This window comes from Streptomyces sp. NPDC005955 (assembly GCF_042871255.1).
Classification (GTDB): domain Bacteria; phylum Actinomycetota; class Actinomycetes; order Streptomycetales; family Streptomycetaceae; genus Streptomyces.
On record NZ_JBIAIF010000005.1, the window covers coordinates 34,190 to 51,344 of the forward strand.

The 17,155-nt window shown below is 74.4% G+C and carries 13 protein-coding genes; 11 read left to right on the forward strand and 2 right to left on the reverse strand.

The genetic code is table 11. The features are described from left to right. The first annotated feature begins 228 nt into the window (after positions 1-228). From ACFYOU_RS14690 to ACFYOU_RS14730, 9 genes are all read left to right on the forward strand, one after another. Complete coding sequence (locus tag ACFYOU_RS14690) at positions 229-1,788, forward strand: alkaline phosphatase PhoX (RefSeq protein WP_391305861.1); 1,560 nt, start codon at positions 229-231, stop codon at positions 1,786-1,788. Between the two features lie 816 nt (positions 1,789-2,604). Continuing rightward, positions 2,605-3,294 (forward strand): alpha/beta fold hydrolase, encoded by a 690-nt coding sequence (locus ACFYOU_RS14695; RefSeq protein WP_391306302.1) that lies wholly within the window; start codon positions 2,605-2,607, stop codon positions 3,292-3,294. A gap of 189 nt (positions 3,295-3,483) precedes the next feature. Further along, positions 3,484-4,365, forward strand: a complete 882-nt coding sequence (locus ACFYOU_RS14700) for a polysaccharide deacetylase family protein (RefSeq protein WP_391305862.1) — start codon at positions 3,484-3,486, stop codon at positions 4,363-4,365. Positions 4,366-4,418: 53 nt separating this feature from the next. Further along, entirely contained in the window at positions 4,419-4,622 is a 204-nt protein-coding gene (locus ACFYOU_RS14705; RefSeq protein ID WP_389770290.1) for a hypothetical protein, read from the forward strand. Between the two features lie 122 nt (positions 4,623-4,744). Continuing rightward, positions 4,745-5,539, forward strand: a complete 795-nt coding sequence (locus tag ACFYOU_RS14710) for a peptidyl-tRNA hydrolase (protein ID WP_391305865.1) — start codon at positions 4,745-4,747, stop codon at positions 5,537-5,539. 1,327 nt (positions 5,540-6,866) lie between these two features. Continuing rightward, a complete protein-coding gene (locus ACFYOU_RS14715; RefSeq protein ID WP_391306304.1) occupies positions 6,867-7,628 on the forward strand; it encodes a DUF4142 domain-containing protein in 762 nt (253 codons plus the stop codon). Positions 7,629-7,844: 216 nt separating this feature from the next. Then, the gene (locus ACFYOU_RS14720) at positions 7,845-9,215 is read left to right on the forward strand and encodes a DUF692 family multinuclear iron-containing protein (RefSeq protein ID WP_391305867.1); all 1,371 of its coding nucleotides are present in this window, start codon (positions 7,845-7,847) and stop codon (positions 9,213-9,215) included. Between the two features lie 251 nt (positions 9,216-9,466). Beyond that, positions 9,467-10,294, forward strand: a complete 828-nt coding sequence (locus ACFYOU_RS14725; protein WP_391305869.1) for a TIGR04222 domain-containing membrane protein — start codon at positions 9,467-9,469, stop codon at positions 10,292-10,294. Positions 10,295-10,513: 219 nt separating this feature from the next. Continuing rightward, positions 10,514-12,217, forward strand: coding sequence for an alpha/beta fold hydrolase (locus tag ACFYOU_RS14730; protein ID WP_391305871.1), 1,704 nt, complete (start codon positions 10,514-10,516; stop codon positions 12,215-12,217). A gap of 10 nt (positions 12,218-12,227) precedes the next feature. Here the strand turns inward: ACFYOU_RS14730 and hemQ are convergent, their stop codons facing one another. Continuing rightward, positions 12,228-12,947, reverse strand: a complete 720-nt coding sequence (gene hemQ, locus ACFYOU_RS14735; protein WP_389770306.1) for a hydrogen peroxide-dependent heme synthase — start codon at positions 12,945-12,947, stop codon at positions 12,228-12,230. Positions 12,948-12,952: 5 nt separating this feature from the next. After that, a complete protein-coding gene (gene hemG, locus ACFYOU_RS14740) occupies positions 12,953-14,425 on the reverse strand; it encodes a protoporphyrinogen oxidase (RefSeq protein ID WP_391305874.1) in 1,473 nt (490 codons plus the stop codon). 187 nt (positions 14,426-14,612) lie between these two features. Here hemG and ACFYOU_RS14745 point away from each other — a divergent pair, with 187 nt between their 5' ends. Both ACFYOU_RS14745 and ACFYOU_RS14750 read left to right on the forward strand, forming a co-directional pair. Next, positions 14,613-15,710 (forward strand): DUF4349 domain-containing protein, encoded by a 1,098-nt coding sequence (locus ACFYOU_RS14745; protein WP_391305875.1) that lies wholly within the window; start codon positions 14,613-14,615, stop codon positions 15,708-15,710. A 27-nt stretch (positions 15,711-15,737) separates the two neighbouring features. Further along, entirely contained in the window at positions 15,738-17,123 is a 1,386-nt protein-coding gene (locus tag ACFYOU_RS14750) for an FAD-dependent oxidoreductase (protein WP_391305877.1), read from the forward strand. Positions 17,124-17,155: the final 32 nt, after the last annotated feature.

The following is a 17,155-nucleotide window of genomic DNA, read 5'->3' on the forward strand; positions in this document are numbered from 1 at the left end:
CCGCGCCGGCGCCTGCCGACGTCACAGGCAGCGCGCCCGGACGGGGGACGCGCCGGCGCATCGGGGCGAGCGGTGCGCGCCCGTGCTGCGCGAGCGGGCGGGCGACCGGGTTGCGCCACCCGGGTGGGGACACGGGGCGGGGGTGGTTCCGGGGGTGTGGGGTGCGTGCTACACACAAGGGTTCCTCGTGGTCGTCGCACGTCCTGTCCACCCACAGGAGGTTCCCCCATGGCACGCGCCCAGGAACACGAGCCCACCGAGGCCCGTCGCTCGTCCCCTCCCCCGCCCGCCCCCTCCGCTCCGTCCGTTCCCCCCGTCCCCTCCGCCCCGTACGAGGGTTGCGCCCCGGCGGCACGCCCCGGTCCGGGCGCCGGTACCTCCGCTCCCGCGGCGGCGGAGGCCGACGGGCGCCCGAACCGGCGCCGGGTACTGGCCCGTACGGGTGCCCTGGGGCTGGGCATCGCGTTCACGGGCAACCTCTCCGAACTCTTCGTTGGCGATGCCGGCGCACGGACCTTCACGGGTCTCGGGAACGACGGCTACGGCCCGCTGGTCCCCGACCCGCAGGGGCTCCTCGACCTCCCTCGGGGTTTCCGGTACCGGGTGCTGTCGCGCGAAGGCGAACCGCTGCGCTCGGGCGAGGGCCCGGTCCCCGGCAACCACGACGGCATGGCGGCGTTCGCGGGCCGCAGTCACCACAGCGGACGGACCCATCTGGTCCGCAACCACGAGAACCGGGCGACCGCGGCGCTACCGGTCCCCACGGTCCCCGGACTGACGTACGACCCGATGGGCAAGGGCGGATGCACGACCCTCACCCTCGACCGAGGACACACCGTCGTGGACGAACGCGTCTCCCTCGGGGGCACAGCCGTCAACTGCGCCGGCGGGCCCACCCCGTGGGGCACCTGGCTCACCTGCGAGGAGACCGAGGACCAGGCCGGCACCAACGGCTACACCAAGGACCACGGGTTCGTGTTCGAGGTGGACCCCGTGGACCCGCACAGGACCGGAGCCGAGCCGCTCACCGCGATGGGCCGCTTCCAGCACGAGGCCGTGGCGATCGACCCCCGCGACGGCATCGTGTACGAGACGGAGGACGCGTTCCGCCATCCGTTCGGCCTCTTCTACCGCTTCCTGCCCGCTCGGCCCCGTGGCGGGCTCGGCTCGCTGCGCGCGGGCGGACGCCTCCAGGCGATGCGCGTGCCGGACGTCCCCGACCTCTCGTCCGTACGGGAGGCGGGCGCCCGGTTCGACGGGGTGGAGTGGGTCGACGTTCCCGATCCGCTCGCCGTCGGAACCCCCGTCCGCCACCAGGACTTCGGGCCCGCGGGGATCACCCACGCCCAGAAGCTGGAGGGCTGCTACTGGGGCGGGCGCTGCGTGTACTTCGTGTCGTCGTACGCCCGCAGTCGCGAGGGTTCGGCCGCCGACCACTACGGGCAGATCTGGCGTTACGACCCCCGGCGGGCACGGCTCACCCTGGTCGTGGTCTTCGGCCCCGACACCGACGTCCAACTGCCGGGGGAGCGGCCGGACAACATCTGTCTCGCACCCGGTGGCGGCCTCATGGTCTGCGAGGACGGCGGTGGCGGGCAGCACGTGTACGGAGTGACCCGCAAGGGGGAGGTGTACGCGGTGGCCCGCAACAGGCAGGACATCGGCACGCCCCAGGAGCCCGACTGGGGCGAGTTCGCCGGAGTCACGTTCTCCCCGCGCGGCGGCACGATGTACGTGAACTGCTACACCCCGGGGACGACCTTCGCGGTCACCGGCCCCTGGCGCTGACCCGGGACGCCCGCACCCTCGTCAACCCGCCCCGCACGCCTCCCTCACACGGGTGAAACAGCGGGAAATCGGGTCCAGGTGTGCGGAATCAGGCACTCCGCTGAGGTGACCCCACGTTCTTCCTCTGATTGATGCGGGCGGCGCCCGGTTCACGGGGCACGGGTCACGGGACGTGCGGTCGAGCGCCACTGAACACCCGGGGGCGCCCCCGGGCTCCCGGATCAATCGGCGACCGACTTCGCGACCCGGTCGCCCGGGAGGAGGCCGAACGGACGGAGGGGAGGCGGGGCCCGAGCAAGGAACGAACGAGCGGATGGCCGACACCGTGACCGCGGTGCCGGCGGGCCGGACGACCCCCTCGTCCCTCGAATGCACGCATGAGGAGCACCGCGCACCGTCATCGCGCAGGCGCCGTCCCGTGAACGTCGCCCCGTGAGCACCGTCCCGCGGACGCCATCGCGGCTCGTCCTCGTGGGCGGACACCGCGTCGAGACCCGACGCACGCCGACCCACGGGTCGGACGACCCGCGGACTCCTCTCCGTGAACGAGGCCCAACGGCCCCGCCTCGGCGCCCTGGTACGCCGAGGTAGCCGCCCGCACCCCGACCAGGCGGGGCGCGGCGCAGGGGCCAGGGCCACGTCTCACGGACGTGCCCGCACGTTCCGGGATCCGGAAGACGCCGCGGGTCCCGACGGGGTGCCCGACGTCACGCACATCGTCTGCTCGCCCCGACCGGGCGAGCGGTGTTAGACATGCCCGAAACACGTCATGCCGCCGTCCAGGGGCGTGACCCGGAGGAAAGGGGCGTCACCAGCATGCGGTTGCACACCTACGAGTGGGGAACGGGCGACCGGACTGCCGTCCTCGTGCACGGGATCATGTCGGACCACCGGACCTGGCGGCGGGTGGGGCCCGCGCTCGCCGCGCGCGGATACCGGGTGATAGGTGTCGACCTGCGCGGGCACGGGCGCAGCGGTCGGGACGAGTACGGAGCCCACCTGTTCGCCGACGATCTGGTCGAGACCCTGCCGCCGGGGATCGAACTGGCCCTGGGGCATTCGCTGGGCGCACTCGCCCTGTCGCTGGCCGTCGAGCGGCTGGCGCCGGCGCGGGTGGTGTACAGCGATCCGGCCTGGGCACTCGGCGACATCGAGCTCGACGCCGCCCTCCTCGTGGCGTTCCGATCCGCGAGCCGGGCGGACATCGCCTCGCTCAACCCCCGCTGGGAAGCGGAGGACGTGGACCTCGAACTGGCGACGCTGAACCTGTGGGACCCGGGGACCGCGCTCAGCCTGTCGGGGGCGGAAGCGGTGAACCGCATACCCGAACGGGCCGTGGTTCCGTCGCTGGTCCAGATCGCGGACCCGAGCGACTTCGTGTCGGAGCCGCTGCGCCAGAAGCTCGAAGGGTCCGGGTTCGAGGTGCGCACCGTGGCCGGGGCCGGGCACTCGATCCACCGTGACGACTTCGACGGGTTCATGAAGTCGCTGGAGGGCTGGAGCTGAGCCCGTGGGGGCGCGACCCCCGGGACGTGGTGGTCGCCGTCACGACATCGAACCGGACGGCGACGACCGCGGGGGCGAGCCTGCACCCCTGTCCGCCATGACGGTAAGCGGGTGATGTTCGGGCCCCGGGGCGACGCCCTCGGCCAGCCGAAGAACGAACCGCCGCTTATATGACGATACGTTCCGCATGTGATCATTTCTGTGCGGAGAGTCGCCGTGGTCGGATTGCTGGGGGCCGTACTCGCGGGGTGCGGAACGGAGGTCGCCCCTCGCCCCGGACGGGACCGAGCACCGTCAACGGCCGTGTCGCCCGCGCCCGCGACCACCCCGGCACAGGCCCCGGTACTGGCACCCGGTCCGGGCGGCCTGACCCCGGTCTTCATGAACGGACCGCGCACCGAGGACCGCACCGTCGCCCTCACCTTCGACGCCGACATGACCGTCGACCAGGGCCCCCGGGCCGCGGCCGGGGAACAGTTCGACAACCCGGGACTGATCGCGGCGCTCCGCCGACTGAAGGTGCCCTCGACGGTCTTCATGACGGGGCGCTGGGCGGAGGAGTACCCCGAGCAGGCACGGTCCATCGGGCACGACCCGCTGTTCGAGGTCGCCAACCACTCCTACAGCCACCACGCCTTCACCCCTGACTGCTACGGACTCCCGACCGTCGAATCGGATCTGATGCAGCCCGACGTCGAGCGGGCGTTCCGCGCCTTCCGGACGGTGGGCATCAAGGACGCGAAGCCGTACTTCCGCTTCCCCGGCGGGTGTTACGACGATCGTGCGCTCCGGGCCCTCGCACCGGTGGGGGTGACGGCGGTGCAGTGGGACGTGGTCGGCGGAGACGCCTTCGCCACGGACGCCGGGGCAGTGGCGCAGGAGGTGTTGGAGGGGGTGCGACCGGGTTCGGTGGTGGTCCTGCACTGCACCCGGAGCGCCGCCCCGACGACGGAGCGGGTGATCCGGCAGGTCGTTCCGGAACTGCGCGAGCGCGGGTACCGGTTCGTGAAGGTGTCCGATCTCATCGCACGTGAACGCGACCGGACCGCGGGCACGCCCTCGAAGCGCTGACCCGGAGCGGCGGGGGCGGGAACCGCACGGACCTGCGGGCATACCCTTGCCCCATGGACGAGTACTGCACGGGGCCGGAGCGGTCCGGACCGACGCCCGGCGTGGCGGCGACCGCGGCCGGGGCCGAGGAGCAGGGGCCGTTCGCCGAGTGCGTACTGTGCCGGGAGCCGACCGAGTACCCCGAGACGCATCGCGGGATCACCCTCTGCCCCCGGTGCGAGTGGCTGGAGGCCCAGCGCTCCGCCTGCTCGGGCTGAACCGCACCGCCCGGCCGACACCACCGCCGCCCCACCGGCCGACCGCACCGCGGCACCACAGCGCCACGCAGCCCCGGATCGGACCGTCCGGCACTTCAGGACGGCCCTGGCAGACTGGACGGGTGAGCATCCCCGAAGCCGCGCCCGAAGGCCCGAACCACCACCCCGAAGAGCGGACGGCTCCCCCCGAGCCGGGCGCACCCGACGAGGCACGCGCGGAGCGCGACCGCGACGAGGCACCGCAGTTCGTGCTTCCGATGGTCGTGCGTCTGGAGCGCGCCGGCCCCCCGGAGCGCACGGACGCGTTGGAGACGGCGGCGCGGGCCGTGCTGGTCATGCTGAGCGACCCCCGTTCCCTGGGCGAGGGCGAGTGGGCCGAGGCAGTGCGCCAGTGGCAGGACGCGCGCATCCGCAAGGTGGTGCGGCGGGCCCGCGGTGCGGAGTGGCGACGGGCCGAGGCACTGCCGGGCATCACGGTGAGCGGGAAGTCCGCGGAGGTCCGGGTGTTCCCGCCGGTGCCGCTGGACGGTTGGCCCAAGGACCTGGCGCGGCTCCAGGTCTCGGGTACCGAACTGGAGGACCCGCAGCCTCCGGGAGCGCCCGACCCGGGCGGTCCCGTGTTGTGGATGAGCCCGTCCACGACCATGACCGCGGGCAAGGCGATGGCCCAGGCCGGACACGGGGCGCAACTCGCCTGGTGGGACCAGTCGGATGCGGAACGCTCGGCCTGGCGCGCGGCCGGGTTCCCGCTGTCCGTGCGGACCGCCAAGCCGGAACAGTGGCGGCGTCTGGTGACGAGCGGACTGCCGGTGGTGCGTGACGCGGGCTTCACGGAGATCGCCCCCGGCGACACGGTGGTGGCCGAGGGGCACCGCGGGTTCGGCTCGCTCGACGGGTTCGACGGGTTCGACGACTGAACCTCCGGCCGGGTGGCCCCTACCCGCACCGCCCGGCACCCCCGCTCCAACCCGTGCGCGCTCCGCTCCCGGATCACACCCGAGAAGGACTGCCCGCACACCCGTTTCACACACTGAGTAACGCATCGGTGACGATTCGCCATCCCGCCCGCCCCGGTGTCCCTCCGCAGGGGATCGTCGGCATCCGAAGGGCGCCGGCGGAGCAGGGACCGCGGGCGCGGGGGCGTGCGGTGACCGTGGGGGATTCCGGGTGTTCGACGTACTGATCGCGCTGGTGCTGGGTGCACTGGCACTGGTGTTCCTGGTGCTGTTGTGGCAATTGGGCGCTCTGGGACGGGCGACGTCCGCCGCCCACGCACTGCGCAGACGCCCACTCGGTGGCACGCGCACGGTCCTGGTCACAGGGACGGTACTCGTGGCGGCGACCGCGACCGTCGCGCTCATGGGGATGTCCGGGCCCGGGCGTCCCGGAGGCGCCGACCCGTCCGACCGCGCCGGCCGGAACGCGGAAGGGGCCGGAGTCGGCGTGACGGGCGGCCGCCTTCGAGGCGCACCGGAACCGCGCCCCGCCACGAGCGGCCGGGGCGGCCCGGACGCGGATCGCAACGACCGGGAGGTCACGGCGTCCGACGCCCCGAGCCCGGCACCGAGCGCCACGGGCGGAACGACCCCACCGGACACGGGTTCCGGCGCCACCGGGAGCGACGACCCCGAGGGCACCGGCCCGGGCAGCGGTGACGGCCGACCGCACTCCACGGGCGGCGGAACCGTCCGGCCCGGGAGCGACCGGCCCGGCGGGACGCCCCCGGGCACCGGGTCCGACGCACCCACGAGCGCCCCCGGATCTCCGGGTTCCGGAGCCGGCGGCGGCACCGGAGGCAGGGCCGGAGGAACGACGGGCGGCGCCGCCGGAGGGGGAACGGAAGGTCAGGGCTCCGACCCGACCGAGGCGCCGGGCGGACCCGGTGCCAGCGGTGGCACCGGTGGATCCGGTGCGCCCTCCCCCGGCGCTCCGAGCCCGTCCACCGCACCCGGCGGACCTGGGCGCCCCGGCCCGGGAACCACCCCGGGAGCCGGTCACTGTCTGATCGGAGGGCTCCCGTCCCTCCTCGACCTGGGGGTCTGCCTGTCCGGCTGACCCGACGCGGCACCGACAGGTCACGGGCCGGGCCGGGGCCGGGACCGGGGCCGCTGAACACCGCGGCGGCGGGTTACGTACCTCTCACTACCGCGAAGTGGGTTGAACCCACGAGGAGTCAGCGGTTGATTCTGGTACCCCCGGCGCGCCAGGATGCGCGCGACACCCCCGCCACGGGAGGCCCTCTTGCTGCGGCGCATCAACGGCACGGCGCTGATCATCGGCGCGCTCACCGCCACCCTGGCCGCGCTGGCCTTCCCGGTGTGGTCGTACGCGGACCGGTCCGGCACCGCGCAGGCGAACCTCGCCGCGGGCACGGTGTCCACGCACTGGGGTCCGCTCACGGCGACCGACCGGGACTTCATCGTCCGGGTGCGGTTGGCCGGGCTGTGGGAACTCCCCGCGGGTCAGCAGGCGATGGAGCGCGCACCGACCGAAGCGATCAGGACCGCGGGCGACCACCTCGTCGTCGGACACACCGACCTGGACAAACGGGTCCGGGAGGTCGCCGGGCAACTCGGCGTGGCGCTGCCGAGCCAGCCCAACGCCCAGCAACAGGGGTGGCTGCGCCAGCTCACGGACGCGACGGGCGTGCAGTACCAGAAGGACTTCGCGAACCTGCTGCGCATCGCGCACGGCAAGGTGTTCGCCCTGATCGCCCAGGTCCGCGACACCACCCGCAACACCCTGGTACGGCAACTCGCCACCGATGCGAACCAGACGGTGCTCGACCACATCACGGTGCTGGAGAACACCGGGATGGTCGACTTCGACGCGATCGCCAACGGGGCCGCCACCGGTACCGCGAGCCCCACCGGACCGCCCCCGCCGAGCGGTGTCGCACCGCCCGTGCCGGGCGTCACCGCCGACGCGGACATCTCCACCACCTCACGCCCCTCGGCGACGGTGCCCGGGGTGGTCAACACGGACCGGGCGGAACCTCAGAACTAGCTCTGAACATCCTCCACCGGGATTCGGCCGGGCGCGGCGGGGCCATGAACCCGTCGAACGCGCACGCCGCGTCCGTCCGGGCCGCCGTACGCCACCGACGCACTGCCGCACCGTGCACCGTCCCGACCCCGTCGGGCGGGGCCGCCGGGCGGAAGCACGGGGCGTAGCCGTACGGTCAGCGACGGTACGGCGCTCGGCTCACGGAGGAGGGGGACCATGACCACGACCGCGCTACGCACGGCACCACCGAGGACGCCCCGGCTCGGCACCGGCATCGGCTGGCGTCCAGAGATCGCGGACGCCGTCGAACGGATGCCCGGAATCGACTGGGTCGAGGCCGTGGCCGAGAACCTCTGCCCGGGGCACCTGCCCGAGTCCCTGCTGAGGTTGCGCGAGCGCGGGGTCACGGTCGTCCCGCACGGGGTCTCGCTCGGCCTCGGCGACGCGGACCGGCCGGACGAGGACCGGCTCGCCCAACTCGCCGCCCGCGCCGAAGCCCTCGGGTCTCCGCTGGTCACCGAGCACATCGCCTTCGTACGGGCCGGGGGCGGGCTGACCGCGTCGCCGCTGCTGGAAGCCGGTCACCTGCTGCCGGTCCCCCGCACCCGGGACGCCCTCGACGTGCTGTGCGAGAACGTCCGGATCGCCCAGGACTCCCTCCCCGTTCCGCTCGCCGTGGAGAACATCGCCGCACTGATCTCCTGGCCGTACGAGGAGATGACGGAGGGCCAGTTCCTGTACGACCTGGTGGACCGCACCGGGGTGCGCCTGCTGATCGACGTGGCGAACCTGCACACGAACCACGTCAACCGGGGCGAGGACCCGGCCCGGGCCCTGGACGAACTGCCCGTGGAGGCCATCGCCTACGTCCATGTGGCGGGTGGGGTCGAGCGGGACGGGGTGTGGCACGACAGCCATGCGCACCCGGTGCCCGAGGCGGTCCTGGAGATCCTCACGGACCTCACCTCCCGGGTGGACCCGCCGGGGGTGCTCCTCGAACGGGACGAGGACTTCCCCGAGCCGGACGAGTTGGCGCGGGAGTTGGAGTCGATCAGGGCCGCCGTGTCCCGGGCCCGCCCCAACCCGGCGGCCCCCGCAACCCCCGCGGGCGCCGGGCACCGCCGGAGTGCCGAGGCGGCCACCCCGCCCTCCGACGACGGGCCCGCCGCACGGCAGCGAGTGGCCCTCGCCCAGACGGCACTGCTGTCCGCGCTGGTCGCCGGGACCCCCGTCCCCGAGGGCTTCGACCGGGCGCGGCTCGCCGTGCAGAGCCGGGCGCTGCTGGCCAAGCGGGCGGACGTGGTGGCGAAGGTCGCCCCGGAACTCCCGGTGATCCTGGGGAGTTCCTACCGTGCGGAGTTCCTCGCGTACGCGAACCGCCGGCCGATGACGGCCGGCTACCGGGCCGACGCGCTCGGCTTCGCCGGGCACGTCCTGCGGGCCGGCGGCCCCGGCGACGAGGAGGCCCGCCGGGAGCTGACGCGGTGGTGGGTCGACCGGTCCGGGTCCCGGCCGCCGTCCCGGCACCCGTGGTCGCGGCTGGTGCGCTCGGTCCGGGTCGCCCGTGCACTGCGTTCCCCGGGGTGACGGTCCGGGCCGCCCCGGCGGTACGGGCCCCGGGCGCTAGGGCCCCGGTGGTACGGGCCCGGTACGTCTTCCGTCGGCGGGGGCCGGGCGGACCCGCGTAGCCGATCCGCTCCCCCGGGCCAGTGCGTCGACCGGCACGGACGGCGCATATGGCCACGCCAGGCCACGGGAGCATCACGACGCGGCAACACCTGGTCCACATCGCGGATGGACGATGGCGGGCACCCCGGCGGTTCGCATAGAAATCCGCCATGTTCTGGCTCATCCTCCTGCTGGCCTGTGCGGTGGCCGGCACCTCGTGCACCCTGCTCTGTCGCGCGGTCGTCCGCGCGGCGGTCGCGGAGGGCACGCCCTTCCCTCGCGGGCACCGACTGACCGTCTACGAAGCTGCGTTCCTGTCCGGCGGTCCCCACCGCGTCGCCGAGGTGGCGATGGTGTCGATGGCCCGTCAACACCGGCTGGTCCTCGCGCACACCGGCTGGGCGACCGTGGTCGACCCGCGCGGCCGGGACGCCCTGGAACGGACGGTGCTCGGCGCGATCGGCTCCACCGGGCAGGCGCGGATCGCCCGGGTGCGGGCCGCGGTCGCCGGTGACGAGGCGGTGCGCGCCCTCGGTGACCGGCTGACGACTGCGGGCCTCGCGGTGCCCGAGCACACCCGCGGCACCGTCACGAACGCCGTCCAGTTGGTCCGGGTGTCCTCGCTGGTGGTCCTGGGGCTCGGTGCGTCGGCGTGGGTCACGGCCCCGCCGGCACCGGGCGGTGCCGCGACGACGCACGCCGCCTGGTTCGCCCTGCCCCTGTTGCTGACGGCGAGTTGCCTGCTGATCGCGCGCGTCGAGGCGCAGCCGTACACGCGCTGGGCGTCGGCGTCGGGGCGCGCCCTGTTGTGCGGCCTCTCGGCCCGGCCCGGCGGCGACGACCGCACGTATCTGACCGCGGTGGCGGTGGGCGGGGTGCCCGCGGCCGACGATCCGGGCCTGGTGGCGGCGTTCGCCCACCGGGACCACCACGGCGGGACGGACCGGGTGCTCCGTCCCGGGCCGACCGACCGGGGGTCCGCGCGGCGCGAGCGCTGACGGGACCGGGAACGGGCGACCCGGGTCCCGGGCGGAAGCGTCCCCGGTTCCGTGTGCGCATCGGGGCCATTGCGCCGACATCCGTCCGCGGGTGCTTTACATCGCCCCGACGCACCCCAATCATCCCTTTTGTCAGATGATCCGTACGGGCTTCCGTCTCCCCACCGGGCGACCGGCGGCTCCGTGCGCGGGAACGGCGGAGCGAAGAGCAGGAGCACCATGAGAGCAGCCGTGCGCTGGAGCACCGCCGGGTCCCTGGTCCTGTCCGCGCTGTGGGCGACCCCCACCGGCGCGGCGGGCCTGTCGACCACGGTGGCGCCCGCCGCCCTCCGCCCCGCCGACCTCCGCCCCGTCGCCCCCCTCTCCGCTCCCCCGGCCACCGGCTCGACGAACACCCGGGAGGCGGCCGGAGTGCGCAGCGCCGTCGCCCGGGCCGCCGTACGGGGCATCGGCTTCGGCCCCTGCGCCGAGGAGGAGGGCCTCCCGGCACCGGTGGAGTGCGGCACGGTCGAGGTGCCCCTCGACTACGCCCACCCAGACGACCGTCGGATCGCGCTCACGGTGAGCCGGGTGCGCGCCACGGGCACGGACCCGGACGGCCGACCGGCCCCGCGACAGGGCGCCCTGGTGTTCAACCCGGGCGGACCGGGCGGCAACGGCACGTACTTCCCGTTGATCGGCGGCGTCCCCGCCTGGCAGCGCATCGCCGCCGCGTACGACCTGGTGGGCTACGCCCCGCGCGGGGTGGGCCGTTCGGCGCCGCTGTCCTGCCAGGCGCCCGGGGACTTCGTGAAGGCCCCCACCCAGGCCCCCGTCCACCCGTCCGCGTCCTACAAGAAGGAACGCGTCGCCGAGGCCACCTCGTACGCGCGGGGCTGCGCCCGCCGGGCCGGAGACGCCTTGCAGCACTACACGACCCTGAACAACGCACGGGACCTCGACGTGCTGCGGGCCGCGCTCGACGAACGGCAGTTGACGTTCATGGGGGCGTCCTACGGGACGTACCTCGGCGCGGTGTACGCGACGCTGTTCCCCGCGCACGTGCGGCGGATGGTCTTCGACTCGGTGGTCGACCCCCGGCCGGAACGGATCTGGTACCGCAACGACCTCGACCGGGCGACGGCCTTCGAGCAGCGCTGGGCGGACTTCCGTGCCTGGGTCGCCCGGCACGACGACGTCTACGGGCTGGGGCGCACCGCCGCCGCCGTGCAGCGTGCGTACGAGGAGGTGCGGGCGGCGGTCGCCGCGGAACCGGCGGGCGGCACGGTGGGGCCGGGCCAGTTGCACGCGGCCTATCTGCGGACCGCCCACTACGACGACTACTGGCCGATGCGGGCCGCCGCCCTGTCCGCCTTCCAGGACGGCGACCCGGAACTGCTCGTCGCCCAGGCGGCGCCGGTTCCGGAGGCCGCCGCCGAAACGGAGAACGCCCACGCCGTGTACACGGCCGTGCGGTGCAACGACGCGCCCTGGCCCACGGACTTCGCCGACTGGGACGCCGAGCACACCGCGCTGTCCGCCACCGCTCCCTTCGCCGCCTGGGACAACGCCTGGACCCATCTGCCGTGCGCGTACTGGCGCGCGCCCCGGCAACGGCCGCTCGACGTACGGGCGGACGCGCCGGGTCTGCCGCCGACGCTGATCCTGGCCGCCGAGCGGGACGCCGTGACCCCGTACCGGGGGGCGCAGGAGCTGCGGGAGCGGCTGGGCGGTGCGCGGCTGGTGACCGAGCGGGGCGCCGGGCAGCACGGGGTCGGCGGCGGGCCGAACGCCTGCGTCAACGCCCACCTCGACGCGTACCTGCTGACGGGAGGGCTGCCCGAGGCGGACACGGAGTGCGCGGCGCACCCCCAGCCGCGTCCGCTGGCCACCCGGGGAACGGAACGCGGGCCCGACCCGGCGTACCGGGTGGGCCCGCGTTGAGGATCGGCGGTCAGGCGAGCGAGGCGACCAGTTCGGTCATGCTGCGACGGCGTCCGGTGTAGAAGGGGACCTCCTCACGGACGTGCATCCGCGCCTCGGAGGCCCGCAGATGACGCATCAGGTCCACGATCCGGTGGAGCTCGTCGGCCTCGAAGGCAAGGATCCACTCGTAGTCGCCGAGGGAGAACGAGGCGACGGTGTTGGCCCGGACGTCGGGGTAGCCGCGCGCCATCTTGCCGTGGTCGGCGAGCATCTTGCGGCGCTCCTCGTCCGGCAGCAGGTACCACTCGTAGGAGCGGACGAACGGGTAGACGCTGACGTAGTCGCGCGGGGTCTCGTCGGCGAGGAACGCGGGGATGTGGGAACGGTTGAACTCGGCGGGCCGGTGCAGCGCCATGTTCGACCAGGTCGGGACGAGGGCGCGGCCGAGCTTGGTGCGGCGGAAGAGGTTGTAGGCCTCCTGGAGCGCGTCGGCGGTCTCGGCGTGCCACCAGATCAACAGGTCGGCGTCGGCGCGCAGGCCCGACAGGTCGTAGGTGCCCCGGACCTTGACGTCCTTGGCGGCGAGCTGTTCGAACAGCTCGTCGACCTCGTCGGCGTACCCGGAGCGGTCCTCCGGGAGTACGTCACGAAGGGTGAAGACGGACCACAGCGTGTAGCGGATGACCTCGTTGAGGTCCTTGGCCAGCTTGCCGCGGTGGGGAATCCTTGCGGGGGCGTCGTCGCTCATGTTCCTCATTCTCCTGCGCCGCCGTGGCGGCTTTGCACCGGGTTGCTCATCAGATGGTCCGTACGGTCCGGATCGCCCAGGACCAGGTCGGCCGCGGCCTGCCCGCCGCCCACGCAGGCGGGCACGCCGACCCCGTCGTAGGCGGCTCCGCAGACCGCGAGACCGGGGAGTTCCGCCAGGTGGTCGCGGATGCGTGCCACCCGGGCGTGGTGGCCGACCGGGTACTGCGGCAGCCCGTCGTCCCAGCGGGTGACCCGGCTGGCGACCGGTCGCGCGGTCAGTCCCGCGGCGGCACCGAGGTCACGGCGCGAGACGGCGACGAGGTCGGCGTCGTCGCGCTCCAGGTCGGCCTCGTCGCCGTAGCGGCCCACGGAGGTCCGGACGACGAGCAGCTCGGGGTCCTCGGCGCCGATCCAGCCCCACTTCTGGGAGGCGAACGTCGACGCCTTGATGGTGTGCCCGTCGACCGGCGGCACGAGGAAGCCGCTGCCCGGGGGCAGGGTCACCTCGGCGCGCCGGTAGGCCAGGGTGATCAGCGCCATGGAGGCGTACTCGACGGTCTTCAGCTCGGTCGCCGCGCCCGGCGCCTCGGCGGCGAGCAGCCGGGCGGCGGTCGGGGCCGGGACGGCGAGGACCACGCCGTCGACGTCCAGGCTCAGGTCCACGGCGGTGACCCGCCAGCGGCCGTCCGGGGTGCGGCGCAGTCCGGTGGCGGGGGTCGCGAGGCGGATCTCCCCGCCGCGGGCGCGCACGGCGTCGGCCACGGCCAGCGGGAGGGTGCCGACGCCGCCCTCGATGCCCAGGAACACGGGGCCGGGGGTGGGGTTCGTGGCGGCCCGGCGCTGGATCTCGCGCACCGCCGCCGTGAGGGAGGGGTGGGTGCGGGCCGCCTCGAAGAGCTGGGGGACCGCCGAGCGCAGCGAGATGCGGTAGGCGTCGCCCGCGTAGACGCCGCCGAGCAGGGGTTCCACCAGCCGGTCGACGACCTCGCGGCCGAGCCGGGCGGCGACGTAGGTGCCGACCGCCACGTCGTCGCCGAGGTCGGCCGGGTCCACCGGCGGGAGTTCGCCTTCCGCGGCCGCCCGGCGCAGGCCCTCGGGGGACAGCACGTCGGCGAGGGCGTCGGCGCTCGCGGGCACGCCCATGACGTGCCCCTTCGGCAGGGGTCGCAGGGCGCCCCGGGTCCACAGGGACGCCGTGGTGGTGGCCGGGGCGCAGAGGCGGTCGCCGAGGCCCACCTCCCGGGCCAGTGCCACCGCCTCGGGCCGACGCGCGAGCAGGGATTCGGCGCCGAGGTCGACGCGGGCGCCCGCGATCTCACCGGGCAGCAGCTTCCCGCCGGGGCGGTCGGACGCCTCCAGCACCGTGACGCGGGCACCGGTCGCCAGCAGGCGGTGGGCCGCGGCCAGTCCGGAGATGCCGGCGCCGATGACGACGAAGCTACGGGGCGGTGCCGGGGCGGTGTGCTCTGCGCGCATGCCCCAACTCTGTCAGAGGTGGGGGCCGGTTCGCAGGGCCGTTGGTCCCGGTGCGGGGTCCGGATTCCCCGACCGACCGGCGAGTCCGAACCGTGATGCGTTCGCGATGCGTTGGCGACGTCGCGGCGGGGTGCGGTGACGTCGAAGGAGTGTCGGACTGCGCACCACTTCCCAGGGGGAGTCGAAGATGAGCGTTCTGCAAGAGCCCGGGCCCGTGCGGGGCCACCGTCCGGTACGGCGGCGGGCCCGGTGGGTCGCCGGTGTCCTGCTCGCCGGGTCGCTGACGCTCGCCGGTTGCGCCGGATCGGGCGGCGACCAGGGCGAGTCGGCGAACAAGGGCGCCAAGGGAGCGGACGCCCAGGGCTACGCCCCGCCCGGGGACGACGAGGGCGCCCTGCGCGCGGAGGGCGCCGCGGGCCCCGAGGACAAGGCCGGCGCACGGGCGTCCGGGGGGAAGGCCGACTCGGGGAAGGCGGAGTCGGACGGCGACCTGCGAACGGAGCAACTCGCCCAGCGGAAGATCATTCGCACCGCGGAGCTGCTGGTGCGGGTCGAGGACGTGCCCCGGGCCCTGGCCACCGCACGGTCGGCCGCCGAGTCGGTCGGCGGGATGGTCGGCGAGGAGTCGACGGACCGCGACGACGACGGACGCGAGCAGTCCGAGGTCGTCCTGCGCGTTCCGCAGGCGAAGTACGACGACGTCCTGGAGAAGTTGGGCGACACCGGGACGGTGCTCCGCCGGAACACCGGGGCCGAGGACGTCACCGAACAGGTGGTCGACGTCGAGACCCGCCTCAAGAACCAACGGGCGAGCGTGGCCCGCATCCGGGAGCTGATGGACGAGGCGACGAAGATCAGCGACGTGGTGGCGCTGGAGGGCGAGCTGAGCAGCCGTCAGGCGGACCTGGAGTCGCTGCTCGCCCAGCAGACGTCGCTGAAGGACCGCACGACGCTGGCCACCATCACGCTGTCGCTCACCGAGCGCCCCGACGCGGGCCGGGACGAGGAGTCCGGCTTCCTGGACTCGGTCGGCGACGGCTGGGACGCGTTCGTCGCGACGCTGCGCTGGCTGTCGATCGTCCTCGGCGCCGCACTGCCGTTCCTGGCCCTGGCCGGGGCCCTGTACGCGGTGTGGCGCTGGCTGCTGGGCCCGTGGGTGCGCCGCCGTCGCCCGGTGCCCCCGGCCGGGCACGCTGCGCCGGGCCGGGTGAGCGCCACCGGCGTCGTGGGTCCCGAGGCGCCGGCCGCCGCGCCCCCGACGCCGCGGGCGCCCGACGCGGGCTGAGCCACCCGGTGCACGTAGCCTGCTCACATGCACGATTCCAGGGAGCGGCTGGTCATCATCGGCGGTGACGCGGCGGGCATGTCCGCCGCGTCACAGGCGCGCAGGCTCAGGGGCCCGGCGGAGCTGGACGTGGTGGCGTTCGAGCGGGGGCACTTCACCTCGTACTCGGCGTGCGGCATCCCGTACTGGGTCGGCGGCCAGGTGGCCGAGCGGGACGAGCTGATCGCACGGACGCCCGAGGAGCACCGGGAGCGCGCGATCGACCTGCGGACCCGTACCGAGGTGGTGGAGATCGATGCGGAGCGGCGCCGGGTCCGCAGTCGGGACCTCGACTCCGGCTCCGAGGAGTGGACGGACTACGACAAGTTGGTCATCGCGACCGGTGCCCGACCGGTGCGCCCCCCGCTGCCGGGCATCGACGCGCCCGGGGTGCACGGGGTGCAGACCCTGGACGACGGACAGGCGCTGCTCGACACCCTGGACGCCACCGCGGGCCGCCGCGCGGTCGTCGTCGGAGCCGGGTACATCGGCGTCGAGATGGCCGAGGCGATGATCAACCGGGGGTACGAGGTCACGGTCGTCAACCGCGGCCGGGAACCGATGTCCACGCTCGACCCGGACATGGGCCGGCAGGTGCACGACGCCATGAGCTGGCTCGGCATCACCATGGTCAACGACACCGAGGTCACCGGGGTCCGTACGGGGGAGGACGGGCGGGTCCGGGCCGTGACCACCGCCGACGACGCGTACCCGGCTGACGTGGTGATCCTCGGGCTCGGCGTCCGCCCCGAGACTTCGCTCGCCCGCGCGGCGGGCCTCCCGCTCGGCGACCACGGCGGACTGTTGACGGACCGGGCGATGCGGGTGCGCGGCCAGGACGCGATCTGGGCCGGCGGCGACTGCGTGGAGGTCCTGGACCTGGTGTCGGGGCAGGACCGGTACGTTCCGCTGGGCACCCACGCCAACAAGCACGGCCAGATCATCGGCACCAACGTCGGCGGCGGGTACGCGACCTTCCCCGGGGTGGTCGGCACGGCGGTGTCCAAGGTGTGCGACCTGGAGATCGCCCGGACGGGGCTGCGGGAGAAGGACGCCCGCGCGGTGGGGCTGCGCTACGTGACCGCCACCATCGAGTCGACGAGCCGGGCGGGGTACTACCCGGGCGCGCAGCTGATGACGGTGAAGCTGCTGGCCGAGCACCGCACCGGACGGCTGCTCGGGGCGCAGATCGTGGGGCGGGAGGGCGCGGCGAAGCGGGTGGACGTCGCGGCGGTGGCGCTGACCGCCCAGATGACCGTGGAGCAGATGACGCACCTGGACCTCGGGTACGCGCCGCCGTTCTCCCCGGTGTGGGACCCGGTCCTGGTCGCCGCGCGCAAGGCCGTGCGCGCGGTCCGGGAGGCGGGCTGGTAACCGGGCGGTCGGACCCGCGCCCCGCTTCCCGT

What these genes read in the sequence shown, in the direction of transcription:
- ACFYOU_RS14690 (WP_391305861.1), top strand. Translation starts at nt 229, where the DNA reads ATGGCACGCGCCCAGGAACACGAGCCCACCGAGGCCCGTCGCTCGTCC.
- ACFYOU_RS14695 (WP_391306302.1), top strand. Translation starts at nt 2,605, where the DNA reads ATGCGGTTGCACACCTACGAGTGGGGAACGGGCGACCGGACTGCCGTC.
- ACFYOU_RS14705 (WP_389770290.1), top strand. Translation starts at nt 4,419, where the DNA reads ATGGACGAGTACTGCACGGGGCCGGAGCGGTCCGGACCGACGCCCGGC.
- ACFYOU_RS14720 (WP_391305867.1), top strand. Translation starts at nt 7,845, where the DNA reads ATGACCACGACCGCGCTACGCACGGCACCACCGAGGACGCCCCGGCTC.
- ACFYOU_RS14725 (WP_391305869.1), top strand. Translation starts at nt 9,467, where the DNA reads ATGTTCTGGCTCATCCTCCTGCTGGCCTGTGCGGTGGCCGGCACCTCG.
- ACFYOU_RS14730 (WP_391305871.1), top strand. Translation starts at nt 10,514, where the DNA reads ATGAGAGCAGCCGTGCGCTGGAGCACCGCCGGGTCCCTGGTCCTGTCC.
- hemQ (WP_389770306.1), bottom strand. Translation starts at nt 12,947, where the DNA reads ATGAGCGACGACGCCCCCGCAAGGATTCCCCACCGCGGCAAGCTGGCC.
- hemG (WP_391305874.1), bottom strand. Translation starts at nt 14,425, where the DNA reads ATGCGCGCAGAGCACACCGCCCCGGCACCGCCCCGTAGCTTCGTCGTC.
- ACFYOU_RS14745 (WP_391305875.1), top strand. Translation starts at nt 14,613, where the DNA reads ATGAGCGTTCTGCAAGAGCCCGGGCCCGTGCGGGGCCACCGTCCGGTA.
- ACFYOU_RS14750 (WP_391305877.1), top strand. Translation starts at nt 15,738, where the DNA reads ATGCACGATTCCAGGGAGCGGCTGGTCATCATCGGCGGTGACGCGGCG.